Consider the following 17,400-nt stretch of genomic DNA (forward strand, 5'->3'; position numbering starts at 1 on the left):
AAAGGCAAGCTGAAACGACTTATAACATAATGAAAATTAATGTCGAGAGAGGATAATGATCATGTCGGACGAGAAATCCAATCGTGAGGTACAAAGTGATCACGTACATACCGGCGAATTGCTGAATGCACTCATGGCATTAAAAAAGGGTGATTTTTCTTATCGGATGCCCTATGACCACACCGGGATCGCCGGCAAAGTTGCGGATACATTCAATGAAATTATGGAAATGCAGGAGAACCTGGTCAACGAGATCCAGACGGTTGCCAAGGTGGTGGGCAAGGAAGGCAAGCTTACCCGCAGGTTCTCACATAAAAATACGGGCGGTTCCTGGCAGCAATCGGTCGAGTCGCTTAACGGACTGATCACCGATCTGATACAACCGACAAGCGAAATGGTTAGGGTAATCAATGCGGTCGCCCAAGGGGACCTATCGCAAACGGTGGAACTTGAATTTGAGGGCAGACCACTGACCGGAGAATATAAAAAATCAGCAAGCAACATCAACAAGATGGTAAACCAGCTCAGCAACTTTGCATCCGAGGTGACGCGGGTTGCCAGAGAGGTCGGGACAGAAGGCATTCTTGGCGGACAAGCGGATGTCAAGGGCGTATCCGGGACCTGGAAGGATCTGACGGAAAGCGTTAACAATATGGCGGCGAACCTGACGAATCAGGTGCGAAGCATCGCCCAGGTCACGACCGCCGTCGCCAAAGGCGATTTGACCAAGCAGATTACGGTGAACGCGAGCGGGGAAATTCTCGAGCTTAAAAATACGATTAACACCATGGTCGATCAGCTCTCGACATTCGCATCGGAAGTCACGCGGATGGCGCGCGAGGTGGGTACGGAAGGGAAGCTTGGCGGCCAGGCGAATGTGAAGGGCGTGTCGGGTACATGGAAGGATCTGACCGACAGCGTCAATGATATGGCGTCCAATCTGACCGATCAGGTCCGCAATATCGCCGTCGTTACAACGGCGGTCGCGAACGGGGATCTATCGAAGAAGATTACGGCCGACGTGCAGGGCGAACTGCTTGAGCTTAAAAACACCATCAATACGATGGTGGATCAGCTGAGCAACTTTGCTGCGGAGGTCACACGTGTCGCGCAGGAGGTTTCCGCAGAAGGCAAGCTTGGGGGCCAGGCGGAGGTTAAAGGAGTTTCCGGCACCTGGAAGTTCCTGACGGACTCTGTCAATACGATGGCGGGAACACTCACCGATCAGGTCCGCAATATTGCGGAAGTGACCACGGCTGTTGCGAAGGGCGACTTGTCCAAGCATATTACGGTCGACGCCAAAGGCGAGATTCTCGAAATGAAAAACACCATCAACACGATGGTGGACCAGCTCAGTACTTTTGCCTCCGAAGTGACGCGCGTGGCGCGCGAGGTAGGTACGCTGGGCATGCTCGGCGGTCAGGCGCAGGTCAAAGGGGTAGCCGGAACATGGCGCGATTTGACCGAAAGCGTAAACTACATGGCTTCGAACTTGACGAATCAGGTCCGGAATATCGCGGTTGTTACGACGGCGGTCGCGAACGGAGACCTATCGAAGAAAATTACGGCCGACGTGCAGGGTGAGATCCTGGAGCTTAAGATTACGATCAACACGATGGTGGATCAGCTCAGCACGTTTGCATCCGAGGTCACGAGGGTGGCGCACGAGGTCGGCACCGAAGGTAAGCTTGGAGGACAAGCTCAGGTAAAAGGGGTCGGAGGAACCTGGAAGGATTTGACCGAGGGCGTCAATAACATGGCCCGCAATCTGACCGACCAGGTTCGGAATATCGCGGATGTAACGACAGCCGTCGCCAAGGGCGATTTGTCCAAGAAGATCACGGTTGACGTTAAGGGTGAGCTGCTGGAGCTGAAGAACACCATGAATACGATGGTGGATCAGCTCAGCATGTTTGCTTCTGAGGTCACGCGCGTGGCGCGCGAAGTGGGAACCCAAGGGAAGCTTGGAGCCCAGGCGGACGTGAAGGATGTCTCCGGCACCTGGAAAGATCTAACCGATACCGTCAACAATATGACACGAAATTTGACGATTCAGATGCGTAACATTGCAGGCGTTACGACGGCAGTGGCAAACGGAGACTTATCGAAGAAAATTACGGTAGAGGTCAGCGGTGAACTGCTGGAGCTGAAAAATACCGTGAACACGATGGTGGACCAGCTGAATTCCTTTGCATCCGAGGTTATCCGCGTGGCCCGCGAGGTGGGCACCGACGGCAAGCTGGGCGGCCAAGCCCAAGTGCTAGGGGTTGCAGGAATCTGGAAGGACCTGACGGACAATGTCAACGTGATGGCGAACAACCTGACGGACCAGGTCCGCGGCATTGCAAAGGTCGTCACCGCGGTGGCGAACGGGAACCTGAAGCAGAATTTGACCGTGGAAGCCAAGGGCGAAATCGCCGAACTGGCGGATACGATGAACAATATGATCGAAACGCTCGCTACGTTCGCCGAGCAGGTTACGACCGTATCCAGAGAGGTTGGAGCCGAGGGCAAGCTGGGCGGACAGGCAAGCGTTCCAGGCGCTGCCGGTACGTGGCGCGATTTGACGGATAACGTAAACTACATGGCGAGTACCCTCACGACGCAGGTACGTGCCATCACCAACGTAGCTACAGCGGTAACGAACGGAGATTTGTCGCGGACCATCGATGTGGCGGCTGCCGGCGAGGTAGCATCCCTGAAAGACAATGTGAACGAGATGATCCGCAACCTCAAAGAAACGACGCGCATCAATACGGAGCAGGACTGGCTCAAAACGAATTTGGCCAAATTCTCGCGCCTGCTGCAGGGACAACGGGACCTGAACGCCATTGCCCGCATGATTCTGAGCGAACTGGCGCCTCTGGTTTCGATGCAGCATGGCGTCTTCTATATCAATGAGCCAGTGAACGGGGAACCGATGCTGTCGCTCTTTGCAAGCTATGCGTACCAGAACCGGAAGCATCTCTCCAACCGTTTCCGCGCAGGAGAAGGACTGGTCGGACAGTGCCTGATCGAGAAGCAGCGGATTCTGCTTACGAATGTGCCTAATGATTACGTTGTGATTTCCTCGGGACTCGGCGAATCGGCGCCGCTGAACATCGTGTTGCTGCCGATTGTGTTCGAGGAGCAGGTTCTGGGCGTGCTTGAGCTTGCTTCATTCCGGCCGTTCAGTGATATTGATCTGGCTTTCCTTGACCAGCTGACAGAGTCGATCGGTATCGTGGTCAATACGATGCAGGCCAACCGCCGTACGGAAGAGCTGCTGAAACAGTCACAGTCCTTGACGGAAGAGCTGCAGAAGCAGCAGCTGGAACTGCAGCATACGAACGACGAGCTGGAGGACAAGGCGAAGCTGCTTGTCATTCAAAAGGCTGAGGTGGAGAGCAAGAACAACGAGGTGGAGATCGCCAAGAAGTTCCTGGAAGAAAAAGCCGAGCAGCTTGCCTTAACGTCAAGATACAAGTCGGAGTTCCTGGCCAACATGTCCCATGAGCTGAGAACGCCTCTGAATTCACTGCTCCTGCTGGCGGAGCAGCTGGCGGATAATCCGGATGCCAATCTGACCGATCATCAGGTGAAGTTCGCGAAGACGATTCAAGACTCCGGTGTCGAGCTCCTGAACCTGATTAACGACATTCTGGATTTGTCGAAGATCGAATCGGGTACCGTGTCGCCAGACTACAGTGAAACGTCCGTACCTGCGATGATGGACGGACTCGACCGCTCCTTCCGCCACATGGTGGATGACAGCAGGCTGGAATTCAACATCAAAATGGACAGCAATGTGCCGGACGTGATCGTGACGGATCCGAAGCGGCTTCAGCAGATTCTGAAGAATCTGCTCTCCAATGCCTTCAAATTTACGGAGGAAGGACAGATTCAGGTTCATCTGCGTACAGCCAAGGATGGCTGGAACACCGAGAATGAGCAGCTGGAACAGGCTGCTACGGTGCTGTGCTTCTCGGTCAGCGACACAGGCATCGGCATTGCGGATGAAAAGCAGCAGATCATCTTCGAAGCTTTCCAGCAGGCTGACGGCAGCACGAACCGCGAATATGGCGGTACCGGTCTGGGCCTCGCCATCTCGCGGGAAATCGCCGCGATGCTGGGCGGTGAGCTGACCCTGTACAGCGTTGTCGGTAAAGGCAGCATTTTCAACTTGTATCTGCCGATCGACACGGAAGTGCCTCACAAGGAAGAGCCGGTCAAGTATGTTCCGGAAGTCATCGACGTGACACCGCCGGAGCAAAAAATATCGTTCACACGCAAAAGCGATCATATCAATGATGACCGTGACCGGATTGAACCGGGAGACAGAGTATTTTTGATCGTTGAGGACGATACCAAATTCAATGAAATTTTGCTGGAGATTCTTCATAAGAAGAATATTAAGGCCGTCATTACGACCAAAGGCTCGAATGCGCTTGAGCTGGCTCGCAAATACAATCCGCTGGCAATCACGCTGGATTTGCGGCTCGGCGATATGGACGGATGGATGGTAATCGAGCATTTGAAGAACGACATCCACATCCGGCATATTCCGGTTTGCGTAATCACCGTCGAGGAAGACGAAGTCGCTCTGATGCAAAAAGGAGTTTATGATTACATTTGCAAGCCGGTGACGAATGAGGACCTGGAGAATACGCTTGACAGGCTGAACCAGTTTGCCGACGAAAAGGTTCATCGGCTTCTGATCGCCATGTCGGACGAGAGCCGCCGCCGGGAAGCGATTGAGTTGATCGGAAATGCGGACGTGGAAATCACGGCAACGGATTCCGCGGAAGAGGTGCTCTCGAATCTGAAGCAGAACCAATATCACTGTGTGCTGGTGGATAATGACCTGAAAGACATGGACGTGCTGCAACTGATCCGGGAGATGATCCGGATGCCGAAGAACAAGCATGTGCCGATTGTCCTGAACCGCAGCAGCAAATGGACCCACTCGGAAGAAGAGGAGCTCGAGGATCTCATGAAATACGCGGTCCTCAAAGAGGTCAAAAATGCGGTTCAGATGCTGGACGAAACGAGCATCTTTCTGCACCGGGACGCAGAGGACCTTCCGGAAGAGGCCCGGGCGACGATTACGAAGCTGTATCAATCCGACGACATGATCAAATACAAAAAGGTGCTCGTCGTTGATGATGATATCCGCAATGTGTTTGCCTTGACGACGATTCTGGAACGCCACAATATGATGGTTATTCCGGCAGAGAACGGTTATGAAGCGATCCGATTGCTGGAAGAGACCCCTGATATCGAGATCGTGTTGATGGACATCATGATGCCGGTGATGGACGGGTACGAAACGACGCGCGCCATTCGTGAGAAACAAGAATTCAAGGATCTGCCGATCATTGCTTTAACCGCGAAGGCGATGAAAGGGGACCGGGAAGAGTGCCTGGAAGCGGGAGCTTCCGACTACATTACGAAGCCGGTTAACAGCGCGCAGCTGTTATCGATGATACGCAGCTGGCTGGGCACGGAGACGGAGACGGATTCCTCTGGCCGAAGCGATTCGGAATAACAATGAATTTAGGAGATACGCGCTGCAGGGTGATAAGAGCCCGCAACGCGTATTTTTTATAAGAAACCAGAAAGATACCCTCCAAGTCTGGCTTCCTAACTTGTCAGCCTCTCCGATCTCCGACCTTTGAATGTTTTGCCTGCAGGCGTAATGGTTAGACTCTTAGTAGGCAGAATACTGAGAAGACCACTCCAAAGAAAGAAGGGCTTAATCATGAGCGAGCAACTGAATTCGGTTAGAGAATGGCTTGATAAGCATATGAATCAAACAGTGTTAATCCGCAAGGAGGAACAGGACGATCTGGATGAAACCCGGGTTCAACTGGAAGGTGTCGAATACAAGGAGAGCGTGGAGACCATCGACGATTATGCCGAAGGCAGCTCCCTGATTCTGCATGGTCCCGGCAGCGTGCTGAATGAACAAGGGGATATCCCGCTTCCACAGAGCGCCTTTCAGATTTATGTTGACGGCTTGTCGGAATGTAAGGTGGAAGACAGCAGCTTGACGATGACAACCGAAAGGGCAAAATATATGATTTCAGTACAATCTTAATTCCGTTTTATCCGACGGAGAAGGCTCAAAGGCAAAACAAGAAAAAATTTCTTATATTAAAACTTTGTCATATGGTCGCGAACGTGGTAAAGTAGATGATGACCTTTTGACTGAATTTGTTTTATGGTCATGCATACGGAATAGATGAATGATGGGAGGGGAAAAGCATAGGAACGGTGGATCGCAAAAAACAGGTGCTGGAAGCCGCTTCGAGATCGTTTGCCCTGTTCGGATACAAGGCGACGACCATGGAGCAGGTTGCCAAAATCGCAAACGTGGGAAAAGGTACCATATATACGTTTTTTGATACGAAGGAACGGTTATTCGATGAGATACTGCATGGGGTCATTTCCGAAATGAAAACCATTATTCAGCGGGAAGTCGACCACGACAAAACGTTCTTCGATAATCTGTTCCGCGTACTGGATTCTCTCCTGGAATTCCGCAGTGAGCACGAACTCCTCATGAAGCTGTCCCAGGAAGTCAGGGACGTGGGCACTCCTCAATCACAGGAAGCGATGAACCGGGTCGAAAGCGTCATTTTGGGCTATATCGAGAAAGAAATCCGGCATGCCATTGCACAGAAGGAACTGCGGGATTGCGATCCGGGCATTGTTTCTTTTCTCATGTTCAAAATGTACGTGGCTTTAACATCCGAATGGAACAAAAATCACGAACCGCTGACAAAAGATCAAATCAAAGAGCATATCCGTCTCTTTTTGGAGGATGGGCTCGCAGTGCATGCATAAAGCATAGGGCACAGACAACGAAGTAAAGACCACCAAGACTTAAAGCGAATACGGGCGAATCAGCTTCGGACGGTTTCACTTTCGGGGCTGCTTTCGTCTGCGTATGCATGACCAATCGGATAAATCAGTCAGAGATATGGTGAGAACACAAACTTGGAAAAGGGGGACTACCACGACATGAACGCAATATCCGTGTTTTTCAAAGATTTGGGCGCGGCGTTGAAAAACCCGAAAGTGCTGATCCCCGTGATCGCCGTCATGTTTATTCCGATTATGTACAGCGGTGTATATCTGGCAGCCTTTTGGGATCCATACGGTCATTTGGACCGTTTGCCTGTAGCCGTGGTGAATAAGGACAGCGGTGCCGAGTTCAAAGGCAAGGAGCTGCAAATCGGTTCGGATTTGGTCGATGAACTGAAGAAGAACAAAGATTTCGGCTGGGAGTTTGTCAGCGACAGGGATGCAGATAAGGGTATCCAGGAGAACCGCTATTATATGAAAATTACGATTCCCGAAAATTTCTCCAGTCAGGCGACAACCCTGATGGATGACCAGCCTCACCCGGCTACGATCCTGTATGAGCCGAACGGCGATTACAACTTTATCGCTTCACAAATCGGCAATACAGCGATCAAGGACATCAAAGCCAAAGTCTCTGCGAAGGTGACCGAGTCTTATACGGAGAATTTGCTGGACAATTTCGAGGATGTGTCGAACGGTCTGGCAGATGCGGGCGAAGGAGCCGGGAAGATTCATAACGGCAGCACCGATCTGGATGACGGAGCCGTTAAACTGAAGGATAACCTGAACAAGCTGGCTGCCGGTACGCTGGAAGCCAAGGACGGCGTGCAGCCCCTTGCCAAAGGCGCAGGAGACCTGAACAAAGGGGCGGGCCAATTGAGCGCCGGTTCCAGTAAGCTCGCAAGCGGACTGGATCAGCTGAATGCTGCAAGCGGGCAGCTGATTCAAGGGGCGCAGCAGGCTGAGCAGGGAGGGCAGCAGCTGCATACCGGACTCCAAAGCTCGCTGGACGGCGCGAAAAAGCTGAACACTGGTCTTCATAGCTCTGAACAAGGAGCGGGCAAGCTGGAAACCGGCCTGAAGTCATCCGAGCAGGGAAGCGCGGATTTGGCTTCCGGATTAAAATCCTCCGTTGACGGAACAACGAAAGTTTCCGAAGGCGCGAAGGGGGTTGCGGATGGGCTGCAGCAGCTGGCCAAATCCAGCCCAGAGCTCGCGCAAAGCGCAGACTTCCAAAAGCTACTGGCTGCCAGTCAGGCAGTGGCGGATGGAAGCGCCAAGGTTGCGGCAGGTCAGCAGAAGCTCTCCGAAGGCGCTGAAGCTCTGCATGGCGCACAAAAGCAGCTTCTTGACGGCGCGTCCGAGCTCCACAGCGGACAGAAGCAGCTGCTGGGCGGAAGCGGTCAATTAGTCGAAGGCCAAGAGCAGCTCGTTCAAGGGGCTGCGAAACTGAATGATGGACAAAAGACATTGACTGCCGGGCTTACAACCTTCGGCGAGAAGCTGAACGAAGCGGCCGGGGGCAGCAAAGCGCTCGTTACCGGCTCGCAGCAGCTTGTGAACGGCACTTCGCAGCTGGAAGGTGGCGTCAGCAAGCTGTCCGGCGGTTTGACGACGCTCGCCGACGGCTCGCAGAAGCTGAATAACGGAGCTGGCGACCTGGAGAAGGGAATCACCAAGCTGGATGACGGCTCTAAAGAGCTGCAAACGAAGCTGAACGACGCGGCGGACAAAACGTCTGAGCTGAAAAAGTCGGATGAGCTTGTCAAAATGTTCGCCAAGCCGGTCGAGTCCCAAGAAGACGAGTCGCGCAAAATTCCAAACTACGGAACGGGCCTGACACCATATTTCATGTCGCTCGGCTTGTTCGTCGGAGCACTGATTTCGACGCTTGTCATTTCGCTTAAAGGCACGACGGTAGAAGGCGCATCCGGCTTCAGCCGGTTTGTCAGCCGTTCCCTTTCCTTTGCGGGTATGAGCTTGTTCCAATCGGTTGTCGCAGCAGCCATTATTCTGCTTGGACTTGGCCTGAAGGTACAAAGCGTGCCGCTGTTCTTCCTGTTCACGTTCATTACGAGCTTGACGTTCATGTTCATCGTGCAGGCCGTCGTGACGTGGCTGGATATGCCGGGTCGGTTCCTGATCATCATTCTGCTGATTTTGCAGCTGACCACAAGCGCGGGCACATTCCCGCTCGAGCTGATTCCGAATTGGCTCAAGCCGCTTAATCCGTGGCTGCCGATGTCGCACAGCGTTTTGGGTTATAAAGCAATCATATCAAGCGGCGATTTCGATCTCGCATGGAAGCAGGCAGGCATTCTTGGCCTGGTTGCAATCCTCTTCCTCGCGCTCACGCTGGTCTACTTCTTGTGGCGCGGGCGTCAAAACAAAGAGAATGCACAGCATCCGGCGGAAGCTGTCTAAAAGGAATTTCAAGTCCTGATCCCTTAGGGATCAGGACTTTTTCCCGAGATCAGGGTATAATATAGAAATCTGAAAGGAATGAGGGATTACATGATTACGATTAAGAGTAAGGCACAGATTGAGCACATGAAAGAAGCCGGGGCAATTCTTGCTGCCTGCCACCGGGAAATCAAGAAAATGATCGTACCCGGCATCACTACCATAGAGATCGACCGTTTTGCTGAGCAATTCATCCGCAAGAACGGGGCGACCCCGGAGCAAAAAGGGTATAACGGATTTCCCTACGCGACATGCACTTCGGTGAATGATGTCATCTGCCACGGCTTCCCTGGCAAAACGGTACTTAAGGACGGCGACATTATTACCGTGGACATGGTCGTGAACCTGAACGGCTGGCTCGCTGACTCCGCGTGGTCTTATACCGTCGGCCAAGTCTCCGAGCAAGCGCAGCATCTGCTCGACGTGACGAAAGAGTCGCTATATAAAGGCATCGAGCAGGCTGTGATCGGAAACCGGATCGGCGACATCTCCCATGCCATTCAGGTGTACGCCGAGTCGGAAGGCTTCTCGGTTGTCCGCGAATTTATCGGCCATGGTATCGGCAAGGATATGCATGAAGAACCGCAGGTACCTCACTACGGACCGCCGAATGTGGGACCACGACTGAAAGAAGGTATGGTGATCACGATCGAGCCGATGCTGAACACAGGCACCTACCGCAGCAAGATGGACAGCGACGGCTGGACGGCCCGCACGATGGACGGAGGCCTGTCCGCCCAATATGAGCACACCCTAGCCATTACCGCTAACGGTCCGGAAATATTAACGATGCAATAAACGTAAAAAAAGAGAGGCTCCTTAGCCTCTCTTTTTTTGTACCCGAGTTCTTTAATTTAACGAAACCGCCACAAAAGCAACTATTGCGATAACGATGGTAACAGCGTATATCGTTGTCAGCTTGGCGATATTATGCTTGGTCTTTTTGACATAGTTCGGATTTTTCTTCTTGTTCTCTGCAGAAAATCCAACCCAAAAGGTCGTGACGAGTGCCAAAACGGCTACACCGATCACGAGAACATACATCCACATGCAGTTCACCGTCCCCTGAAATGTTCAATAGCATAACATTTCTATCATAACACGGAACAGATCGTTATTTCACTCTTTGTTTGTATTTTCCCGAGCTGTCAATCTTGACTCTCACGTCAATCGATTTGATCGATTGCTCGTCAAGGGTGAAGGGCTTGAGACGGTGAAGTTCGCGCCATTTCTTCGGGTATTTGCGGTACAGCTTCTCTTCCAGCATAAAGACGTCGGCATGTTGTTTCAGCCCCTTTTTATAGCTCATCAGAATTTCATTTTTTACGACGACGCCAGCCATTTTCTCCAGCGTATCAGAGGAATTGTTCTTGATCAGCTCATCAATATAGGCATTGATAGACACGCGGATCACGTATCGGGCCTGACCGTTATCGATCACAGGCTTGATGTACAGATGCGGTTTGACCAGTATCAAGGAAGCGACCGGCCTTCCGGCGTTGGCATCGGGTATGTTAATGGGGGAACGTTGGAGCTTTCTTTGAATCCAGCGGGTGCCTTTGAGGTCATCTTCGCTCAACAATCCGCGATACTCCTTATTGTGGAAGAAGTAAGCTCCGTTGATGCGGAACATCGGTCGTTCCTCCTTATCCTCGTACCAGATGCCGTTATCAATCTCAAGGGAGGGGATCATGGCAAGACCGCTGGGCTCGTCCATTTGGGCAATAATCTTGAATGCGTACACTGGCAAAATGAATGACCTCTGCGAGTAGATCTGCTGCGGCAAATTCATTATTGTCTCGAGCGGCGAGAGATTCAGGATCGATTTTTGCGTCAAAATATCCTTCAGCGGCTCTTTCGTCCCGTATAGCAAGATGTTGTAACGGATTTCGCGGTAGCGGTTCAGCATCTCGTATATTTCCACCATACCGTGCTGCATCGTATTTTCCGTAACGATGACGGATTTCAAATGTCCCCAAAACACCCTCAGCTGGGATGTGGAATACATCGTCGTAAGTGCCTCCGTCACGGTTCGTCCTTCCCCGGTTCCGACCCAGATGGGTACAGGCTTGCCAATTTCCGCATTGTCTGCCTTGGCTACATTGGTAAAATTGAGAATCTGTGCATAGCTCTTGTATTTGCCATCCTCGTAATCGATTCCGAGCGCAGTCACGTATGCCATATTCTGAATGTCTTTGGAATTCCAGCAGCCCGGAATCAACATCAAGATCAGGAGGCACAGGGTTATATGCGCAAATTTTCTCATGTCGGATTCTCTCCTTGATGCTCGGAATCTACGGTATTCAGAAACGTCGGCTTCTTGCGGAGCCATTTCCAAGGGGCGCGCAGGACAGACTTCAGGAAGTCCTTGGGCATCATGGGGGACAAGGGAGCCAGATAGGGTATCCCGAACGTCCGCAGTCTGGACATGTAGGCAAGCAGAAGGATCAAACCAAGGATCAGCCCGTACATTCCTAAAATCGACGAAACAAAAAACAGGCCAAAACGAAGGACGCTGACAACGGAGCTTAAGGTCTGGTTTACAAGGGTCGCTCCGGCGACCGCCGTTATGGCGCCGACAACGACGGAGGATGGAGAGACCAATCCGGCCCGGATCGCGGCATCTCCGATGATCAGACCGCCGATGACCGTCAGGGTTTGCCCGATGGAGCTGGGCAGCCTCACCCCCGCTTCCCGGAATATCTCCAGCAGGATTAGCAGAAGAAACAGCTCCATCTGAGCGGAGAAGGGCAGTCCCATCCTGGCTGTCGATATCGTTGCCATGAGGCGGAAGGGGATTTGATCCTGATGAAACGCCGCCAAAGAGACCCAGAACGAAGGCAGAACGATGGATATAATCAAGCTGATGCCACGGATCATCCTTACGAAGGAGACATAGATGTAGTTGAAATGAACATCTTCCGGTGATTTCATAAGGAGCGACAGCGATCCCGGGCCGATCAGAACCATGGGATTACCATCAATCACGATGACGAATCGCCCGCTAAGCAGGCAGGTAACGACGTAATCGGGGCGACCCGTGAAATCGAGAAGCGGGAACAGGGAGTACTTCGAATCGGAGATCATCTCCTCCAGCTGATTGATCGTGTACAGACCGTCGATATCGATTTGGGACAAACGTTTTCTTACCTCGGACAGTAGTTTCGGGGAAATGATATCATCGAAATACAATAGGCCAACTTTGGTTCTTGTACGTCTCCCTATAATGGATTCTTCGCAGCAAAGCGAATTGCTCCGTATCCGTTTGCGGATCAGCGCGACATTCGTGACAAAGTCTTCGTTAAATCCGTCTTTGGGTCCTTTAATGGATATTTCAACGGTCGATTCTTCAGGCGAGCGCTTCGGAACGCTGCTGATATCCATGGAATACACTTCATTGGTCAACGGGAAGAAGAGGATAAGCCCGCCTTGATAGACGGTATCCTCGAGATCCTGGGGTTTGACGGGTTTTTCCAATGCAGTTAAAGGAAGCCTTCCGTACAGTTCATCCTGCTGTTTGATGTCGAAACCGTTCATATGGTACATCTTTTCAAGCTCGGGCAGGATGACGAGGCTAATTTGGTTCGAATCGGCAAGCCCATTGGCAAAAATCATGACGATCTCGGAAGAGGCTGAATCCTTTTGCATCCGGTACTTCCGTATGACCACATCAGCGGATTTGGAGAAGAGCTGTTGTAATTTTTGCAGCGTCCATATGGGCTGTTGGGTTACGGTTTCGGTAGAGTTCATGCGGCTCCCTCCTTATTTTTGCGGGGCAAGAATGTGATGCCAAACCAGATTAAGGACAGCAGCAGGCTGGAAAACAAGGTGATGGGAAAATAATAGTGATACATCGTTTCATAGTATGTGTCCTGGCTGATCGGAAACATGGCGATCAAGATATAGCTGAAGGTGACCGCAAGAATAAAACGATCGGCCATGACGCGGTTCTTGAAGGGCAGCATTTCGGCGAGCAGAAACTGGGCAAGGCTGATCCGGACCGAGGCCCCCGCGAGCCATTGATATACGGACAGGAAATCCACATGTTCCACGTATTCACCGATTTTTACCAGTCTCCACTGCTCATAAGGCGATTCCATTTGTTTAGCTGCTTCAGCCGGGCCGAATTCGGTGATAGCACCGATGACGGGGCCTAGCGTGATATAAGAAATAATTAATCCATAGACGACCATCTGCCACGGCTTAACTTTGGATTTGATCCGGTGCTGCATGGTCAGCAGGACGAGCATCTCCACAAACCCGCCGCCGACATACACCATTCCATGAATGGGGGGGTATAGTCCGTGTTCGAGAACAGGGGTCAACATGCTGAAATTTTTCTCGGAGCCATTGGCAATGGCAACGAAAAATCCCAGGACCACCACGATGGGAAGCAGAATGCCGGCACCGATCGCAATCGAATTGATGCCGAGCTTGGCTGTATAGAAGCATACAAACGCGAGCGTTGCGATCAGCACAATTTTAGGTGTTGCAGGCAGGTAATTGCTGATCGTCCAACTGGACGTATGATAGAGGGTTACCCCTCCAATCAGGTACAGATGAACAATCATCGGGGCAACCAATATCCAGGAGATGACCGGGTTTGTCCGTTCTGCAATCCAGGGCTGTAGCTTTTGTTGATTGGATCTTTTCATGAAAAAGGCCAGCAGTAACGTCCATGGAACAAGCAGGACCGTCGTGAACAATACGGAAATCCATGCATCTCTGCCCGAGGCGTCCAGTACCATCGGGTTAATCACAACATGACTGGTCAGGCCGTTCATGAGCATGAGCAGCAGGCAAATCTGAGTGACGGAAACCTTGGTTGAATTTTTCATGTTAATCTCATCACCCATTTCATACCGTGTTATTGATATCAACTGTATTATGCCTTGATTCAGCCAAATTTATGTAGGAAAAGTAGTAAAAGGGAAGGAAACTTACAACAACTAAAAAAATCAACATATGAAAAATTCACAATAATAAACCATAATCTGAATCTAGCACCACATCACAAATCTTCAACTCTCTACCTTTCTTGCTGAAAAAGGAAGTCTCATTCCAGCCTCTCTTTGTCAATTTATTTATTATCAAAAAAAGGACAGCGCGCTAAGATAGCGTCGCTGCCCATGAGGTATTTTGCTGTTATTCTTTGTTCAACAGCTCTTCTCCCGCAATTCCCGGGTTTGTCATTTGGTAAGGATCGAGAATAATATTCAGCTCTTCCTCCGTCAGAACATTGTATAGGAGGCAAAGCTCGCGTACGGGTTTGCCGGTCGTGATCGCTTCCCGGGCGATACGGGATACGACCTCGTAGCCTAGATGAGGATTCAGCGCGGTAATAATGCCGACGCTGTTCTCCACATATTCGCGGCAGCGCTCCACGTTGGCCTGAATGCCTTCGATGCAATGCTCCCTGAAAACACGGAAACCGTTATTCATGATTTCGAGGGATTGCAGAAGATTATAAACCAGAACCGGTTCCATCACGTTCAGTTCCAGTTGGCCTGCTTCAGAAGCAAGACAGATCGTATGATCATTGCCGATGACCTGGAAGGCAATTTGGTTGATGACTTCGCACATGACCGGATTGACTTTGCCAGGCATGATGGATGATCCCGGCTGTCTTGAAGGCAGGGTCAGCTCGCCGAGCCCTGCCCGGGGGCCGGAAGCCATCAGCCGAATGTCGTTGGCTACTTTGGACATGTTCATCATGCAGATTTTGAGCGCTGCGGATACTTCGGTATATGCGTCCGTATTCTGGGTCGCGTCGACAAGATGATCAGCCGGTTTGATCGGGAATCCGCTCAGGTCAGCCAACACCTCTGCGACATGCTCGATATAACGGATGTCTGCGTTAAGCCCTGTTCCCACTGCTGTTGCGCCCATATTAATATGGAGCAGGTTGTACTTGGTTGCGCTAAGACGCTGGATATCCCGATCCAGTACGCGTGCATAAGCCTGGAATTCCTGGCCTAGACGAATCGGAACCGCGTCCTGAAGGTGGGTGCGTCCCATTTTAATGACGGAATCGAATTCCTCAGCCTTCTGCTGGAATGCCTGACGAAGGTCGCCCATCGTCGTGAGCAGCTTTTCAATCATCGTCAGCGTCGCCAGATGAACCGCAGTGGGGAAGGAATCATTGGTTGATTGCGCCATATTGACGTGATTATTCGGACTGATATCGGCATAGCTGCCTTTATCTTTGCCGATCAGTTCAAGTGCGCGGTTCGCGATGACTTCGTTGGTGTTCATATTAATAGACGTGCCAGCTCCGCCTTGAATCGGATCCACGATGAATTGATCGAGCCATTTGCCGCCGATGATTTCATCGGCCGCTTGCACGATCGCATCGCCTTTGGCTGGGAGCAGCCGTTTAATCTCCATATTTGCGATTGCAGCACCCTTTTTGACCATAGCCATCGCGCGGATCAGCTCCGGATGGATTCTTTGGCCCGTAATCGGGAAATTTTCCGCTGCACGCATCGTTTGTATGCCATAGTAAGCTTCTTCGGGAACTTCTTTGGTGCCGAGAAAATCTTTTTCTAATCTCATGAATACATTCCTCCGAGTTTTGTGAACTGGATATTAGAGTCAGATGAGAACGCTTTAGATATCGGACCCGCTACCATTATACGGGTTAATATCCGGAACTGCTAGTCCTATGTCATTAGAGAATGAAAAAAAGGCGGATTTGTCCGCCGGTGAGCTACACTTGTACAACATTGAGCCAAACATGCTGGTTTTGCGTACCGGGAGAGGGCGAAATACAGCAAAAGACCTGCCGCTTATCGGCAGGTCTTTTGATCAATCCTTCATCTGATTAGATGGAATTCAGAACCTTGACATCGGGGTCCACGTCGGCTTCATAATCCACGCCATCCGTCTCAAATCCGAAGAGCTGGAAGAACTCGCGTCGGTAGCCTTCAAGATCCGTAAGCTCATATATATTATCCGTTGTCACGCTGTCCCATAGCTTCACCACTTCGGCTTGTACATCCTCGCGAAGCTCCCAGTCATCAATACGGATACGGCCGGATTCATCAACCGGCGTTTCACCGTCGAGATACAGGCGATCCGTGAACAGGCGGTACGTTTGCTCGATACAGCCTTCATGGAGCCCTTTCTCCTTCATGATCTTGTACAACGAAGAGATATAGAGGGGAACCACCGGAATCGCCGAGCTGGATTGGGTAACCAGTCCTTTGCTGACGACCACGTAAGCCCGTCCGCCGGTAGCCTTCAGCTGCTCATTCATTTTCAGTGCTGTCGCTTCAAGATGGTCTTTCGCCTGGCCGATGGAACCTTCGCGGTAGACGGCTTGCGTAATTTCCGAACCTATGTACGAGAACGAGATCGTCGTAGCATCCTCCGTGAGTACTTCAGCACCGCGCAGCGCCTGGATCCAGTCTTCCCAGTCATCGCCGCCCATGACAGCGACCGTATCATGAATTTCTTTTTCGGTAGCGGGCTCCAATGTGATTTCTGTGACTTCACCGGTATGGAAATTGACGGTTTTGTTGGTGAAAGGTTTACCGATGGGCTTCAGGACGGAGTTGTATACCTCTCCGGTTTCGGCATCGGTTTTGCGGGCGGAAGCCACGCTGTATACGACGAGATCCACTTTGCCCAGCTGTTCTTGGATCAGCTGGATCGTTTTTTCCTTCGTTTCCTTGGCGAAAGCGTCCCCGGTAACGCTGAACGATTTCAGACCGGCAGCTTGGGCCGCCTTTTCGAATGCTGCGGAATTGTACCAGCCTGCCGAAGCCGTGCGTTTTTCGGAGCCGGCGCTCGGGCGGTATACGCCAACCGTATTGGCGTGGGCGCCAAAGGCTGCGGTGATTCTCGCTGCAAGTCCGTATCCCGTGGAAGCGCCGATCACAAGCACGTTTTTCGGACCCTGGATTTCCGGTTTGGACTGCACATAGTCGATTTGTTCCTGGACTTGTGCCGCGCAGCCTGCAGGATGCGAGGTGGTGCAGATGAATCCGCGTGTTCTCGGTTTAATGATCATATTGTACGTGTCCTCTCTTCCAATAAAGAATACTAAATGAGATTTTCAGAAATACTCCTTCCTATTGTATCAAT

The 17,400-nt window shown here is 51.5% G+C and carries 11 protein-coding genes; 5 read left to right on the forward strand and 6 right to left on the reverse strand.

The genetic code is table 11. From position 1 onward, the window contains the following. Positions 1-61: 61 nt before the first annotated feature. The 5 genes from ACTHPM_RS03250 to map all read left to right on the forward strand — a co-directional run bounded on the left by ACTHPM_RS03250 (position 62) and on the right by map (position 10,110). Positions 62-5,527, forward strand: a complete 5,466-nt coding sequence (locus tag ACTHPM_RS03250) for a HAMP domain-containing protein (RefSeq protein WP_440393739.1) — start codon at positions 62-64, stop codon at positions 5,525-5,527. A gap of 213 nt (positions 5,528-5,740) precedes the next feature. Beyond that, a complete protein-coding gene (locus ACTHPM_RS03255) occupies positions 5,741-6,079 on the forward strand; it encodes a hypothetical protein (protein WP_440393740.1) in 339 nt (112 codons plus the stop codon). 167 nt (positions 6,080-6,246) lie between these two features. Then, on the forward strand, positions 6,247-6,828 hold the full coding sequence (locus ACTHPM_RS03260; RefSeq protein ID WP_440395338.1) for a TetR/AcrR family transcriptional regulator: 582 nt from the start codon (positions 6,247-6,249) through the stop codon (positions 6,826-6,828). 177 nt (positions 6,829-7,005) lie between these two features. After that, positions 7,006-9,273 (forward strand): YhgE/Pip family protein, encoded by a 2,268-nt coding sequence (locus ACTHPM_RS03265; protein ID WP_440393741.1) that lies wholly within the window; start codon positions 7,006-7,008, stop codon positions 9,271-9,273. Between the two features lie 90 nt (positions 9,274-9,363). Then, positions 9,364-10,110: a type I methionyl aminopeptidase gene (map, locus tag ACTHPM_RS03270; protein WP_440393742.1), complete on the forward strand. Its 747-nt coding sequence runs from the start codon at positions 9,364-9,366 to the stop codon at positions 10,108-10,110. A 51-nt stretch (positions 10,111-10,161) separates the two neighbouring features. Here the strand turns inward: map and ACTHPM_RS03275 are convergent, their stop codons facing one another. From ACTHPM_RS03275 to fabV, 6 genes are all read right to left on the reverse strand, one after another. Next, positions 10,162-10,362 (reverse strand): hypothetical protein, encoded by a 201-nt coding sequence (locus ACTHPM_RS03275; protein WP_440393743.1) that lies wholly within the window; start codon positions 10,360-10,362, stop codon positions 10,162-10,164. 64 nt (positions 10,363-10,426) lie between these two features. Further along, a complete protein-coding gene (locus ACTHPM_RS03280; protein WP_440393744.1) occupies positions 10,427-11,578 on the reverse strand; it encodes a Ger(x)C family spore germination protein in 1,152 nt (383 codons plus the stop codon). Beyond that, positions 11,575-13,062 carry a spore germination protein gene (locus ACTHPM_RS03285; protein WP_440393745.1) on the reverse strand — a complete coding sequence of 496 codons (1,488 nt, stop codon included), beginning with the start codon at positions 13,060-13,062 and terminating at the stop codon, positions 11,575-11,577. The genes ACTHPM_RS03280 and ACTHPM_RS03285 overlap by 4 nt, the downstream gene beginning before the upstream one ends. Beyond that, complete coding sequence (locus ACTHPM_RS03290) at positions 13,059-14,150, reverse strand: GerAB/ArcD/ProY family transporter (RefSeq protein ID WP_440393746.1); 1,092 nt, start codon at positions 14,148-14,150, stop codon at positions 13,059-13,061. Before ACTHPM_RS03290 ends, ACTHPM_RS03285 begins: the two co-directional genes overlap by 4 nt. A 307-nt stretch (positions 14,151-14,457) precedes the next feature. Next, a complete protein-coding gene (gene aspA, locus ACTHPM_RS03295; protein ID WP_440393747.1) occupies positions 14,458-15,867 on the reverse strand; it encodes an aspartate ammonia-lyase in 1,410 nt (469 codons plus the stop codon). Positions 15,868-16,135: 268 nt separating this feature from the next. Further along, entirely contained in the window at positions 16,136-17,326 is a 1,191-nt protein-coding gene (fabV, locus tag ACTHPM_RS03300) for an enoyl-ACP reductase FabV (protein WP_440393748.1), read from the reverse strand. Positions 17,327-17,400: the final 74 nt, after the last annotated feature.

It is taken from the genome of Paenibacillus sp. SAFN-054 (assembly GCF_051966755.1).
Taxonomy (GTDB): domain Bacteria; phylum Bacillota; class Bacilli; order Paenibacillales; family Paenibacillaceae; genus Paenibacillus_AQ.

Excerpts from the sequence above, each read along its gene's own strand:
- ACTHPM_RS03250 (WP_440393739.1), top strand. The coding sequence starts at position 62 with ATGTCGGACGAGAAATCCAATCGTGAGGTACAAAGTGATCACGTACAT.
- ACTHPM_RS03280 (WP_440393744.1), bottom strand. The coding sequence starts at position 11,578 with ATGAGAAAATTTGCGCATATAACCCTGTGCCTCCTGATCTTGATGTTG.
- map (WP_440393742.1), top strand. The coding sequence starts at position 9,364 with ATGATTACGATTAAGAGTAAGGCACAGATTGAGCACATGAAAGAAGCC.
- fabV (WP_440393748.1), bottom strand. The coding sequence starts at position 17,326 with ATGATCATTAAACCGAGAACACGCGGATTCATCTGCACCACCTCGCAT.
- ACTHPM_RS03285 (WP_440393745.1), bottom strand. The coding sequence starts at position 13,062 with ATGAACTCTACCGAAACCGTAACCCAACAGCCCATATGGACGCTGCAA.
- ACTHPM_RS03290 (WP_440393746.1), bottom strand. The coding sequence starts at position 14,150 with ATGAAAAATTCAACCAAGGTTTCCGTCACTCAGATTTGCCTGCTGCTC.
- ACTHPM_RS03255 (WP_440393740.1), top strand. The coding sequence starts at position 5,741 with ATGAGCGAGCAACTGAATTCGGTTAGAGAATGGCTTGATAAGCATATG.
- ACTHPM_RS03265 (WP_440393741.1), top strand. The coding sequence starts at position 7,006 with ATGAACGCAATATCCGTGTTTTTCAAAGATTTGGGCGCGGCGTTGAAA.
- aspA (WP_440393747.1), bottom strand. The coding sequence starts at position 15,867 with ATGAGATTAGAAAAAGATTTTCTCGGCACCAAAGAAGTTCCCGAAGAA.
- ACTHPM_RS03275 (WP_440393743.1), bottom strand. The coding sequence starts at position 10,362 with ATGTGGATGTATGTTCTCGTGATCGGTGTAGCCGTTTTGGCACTCGTC.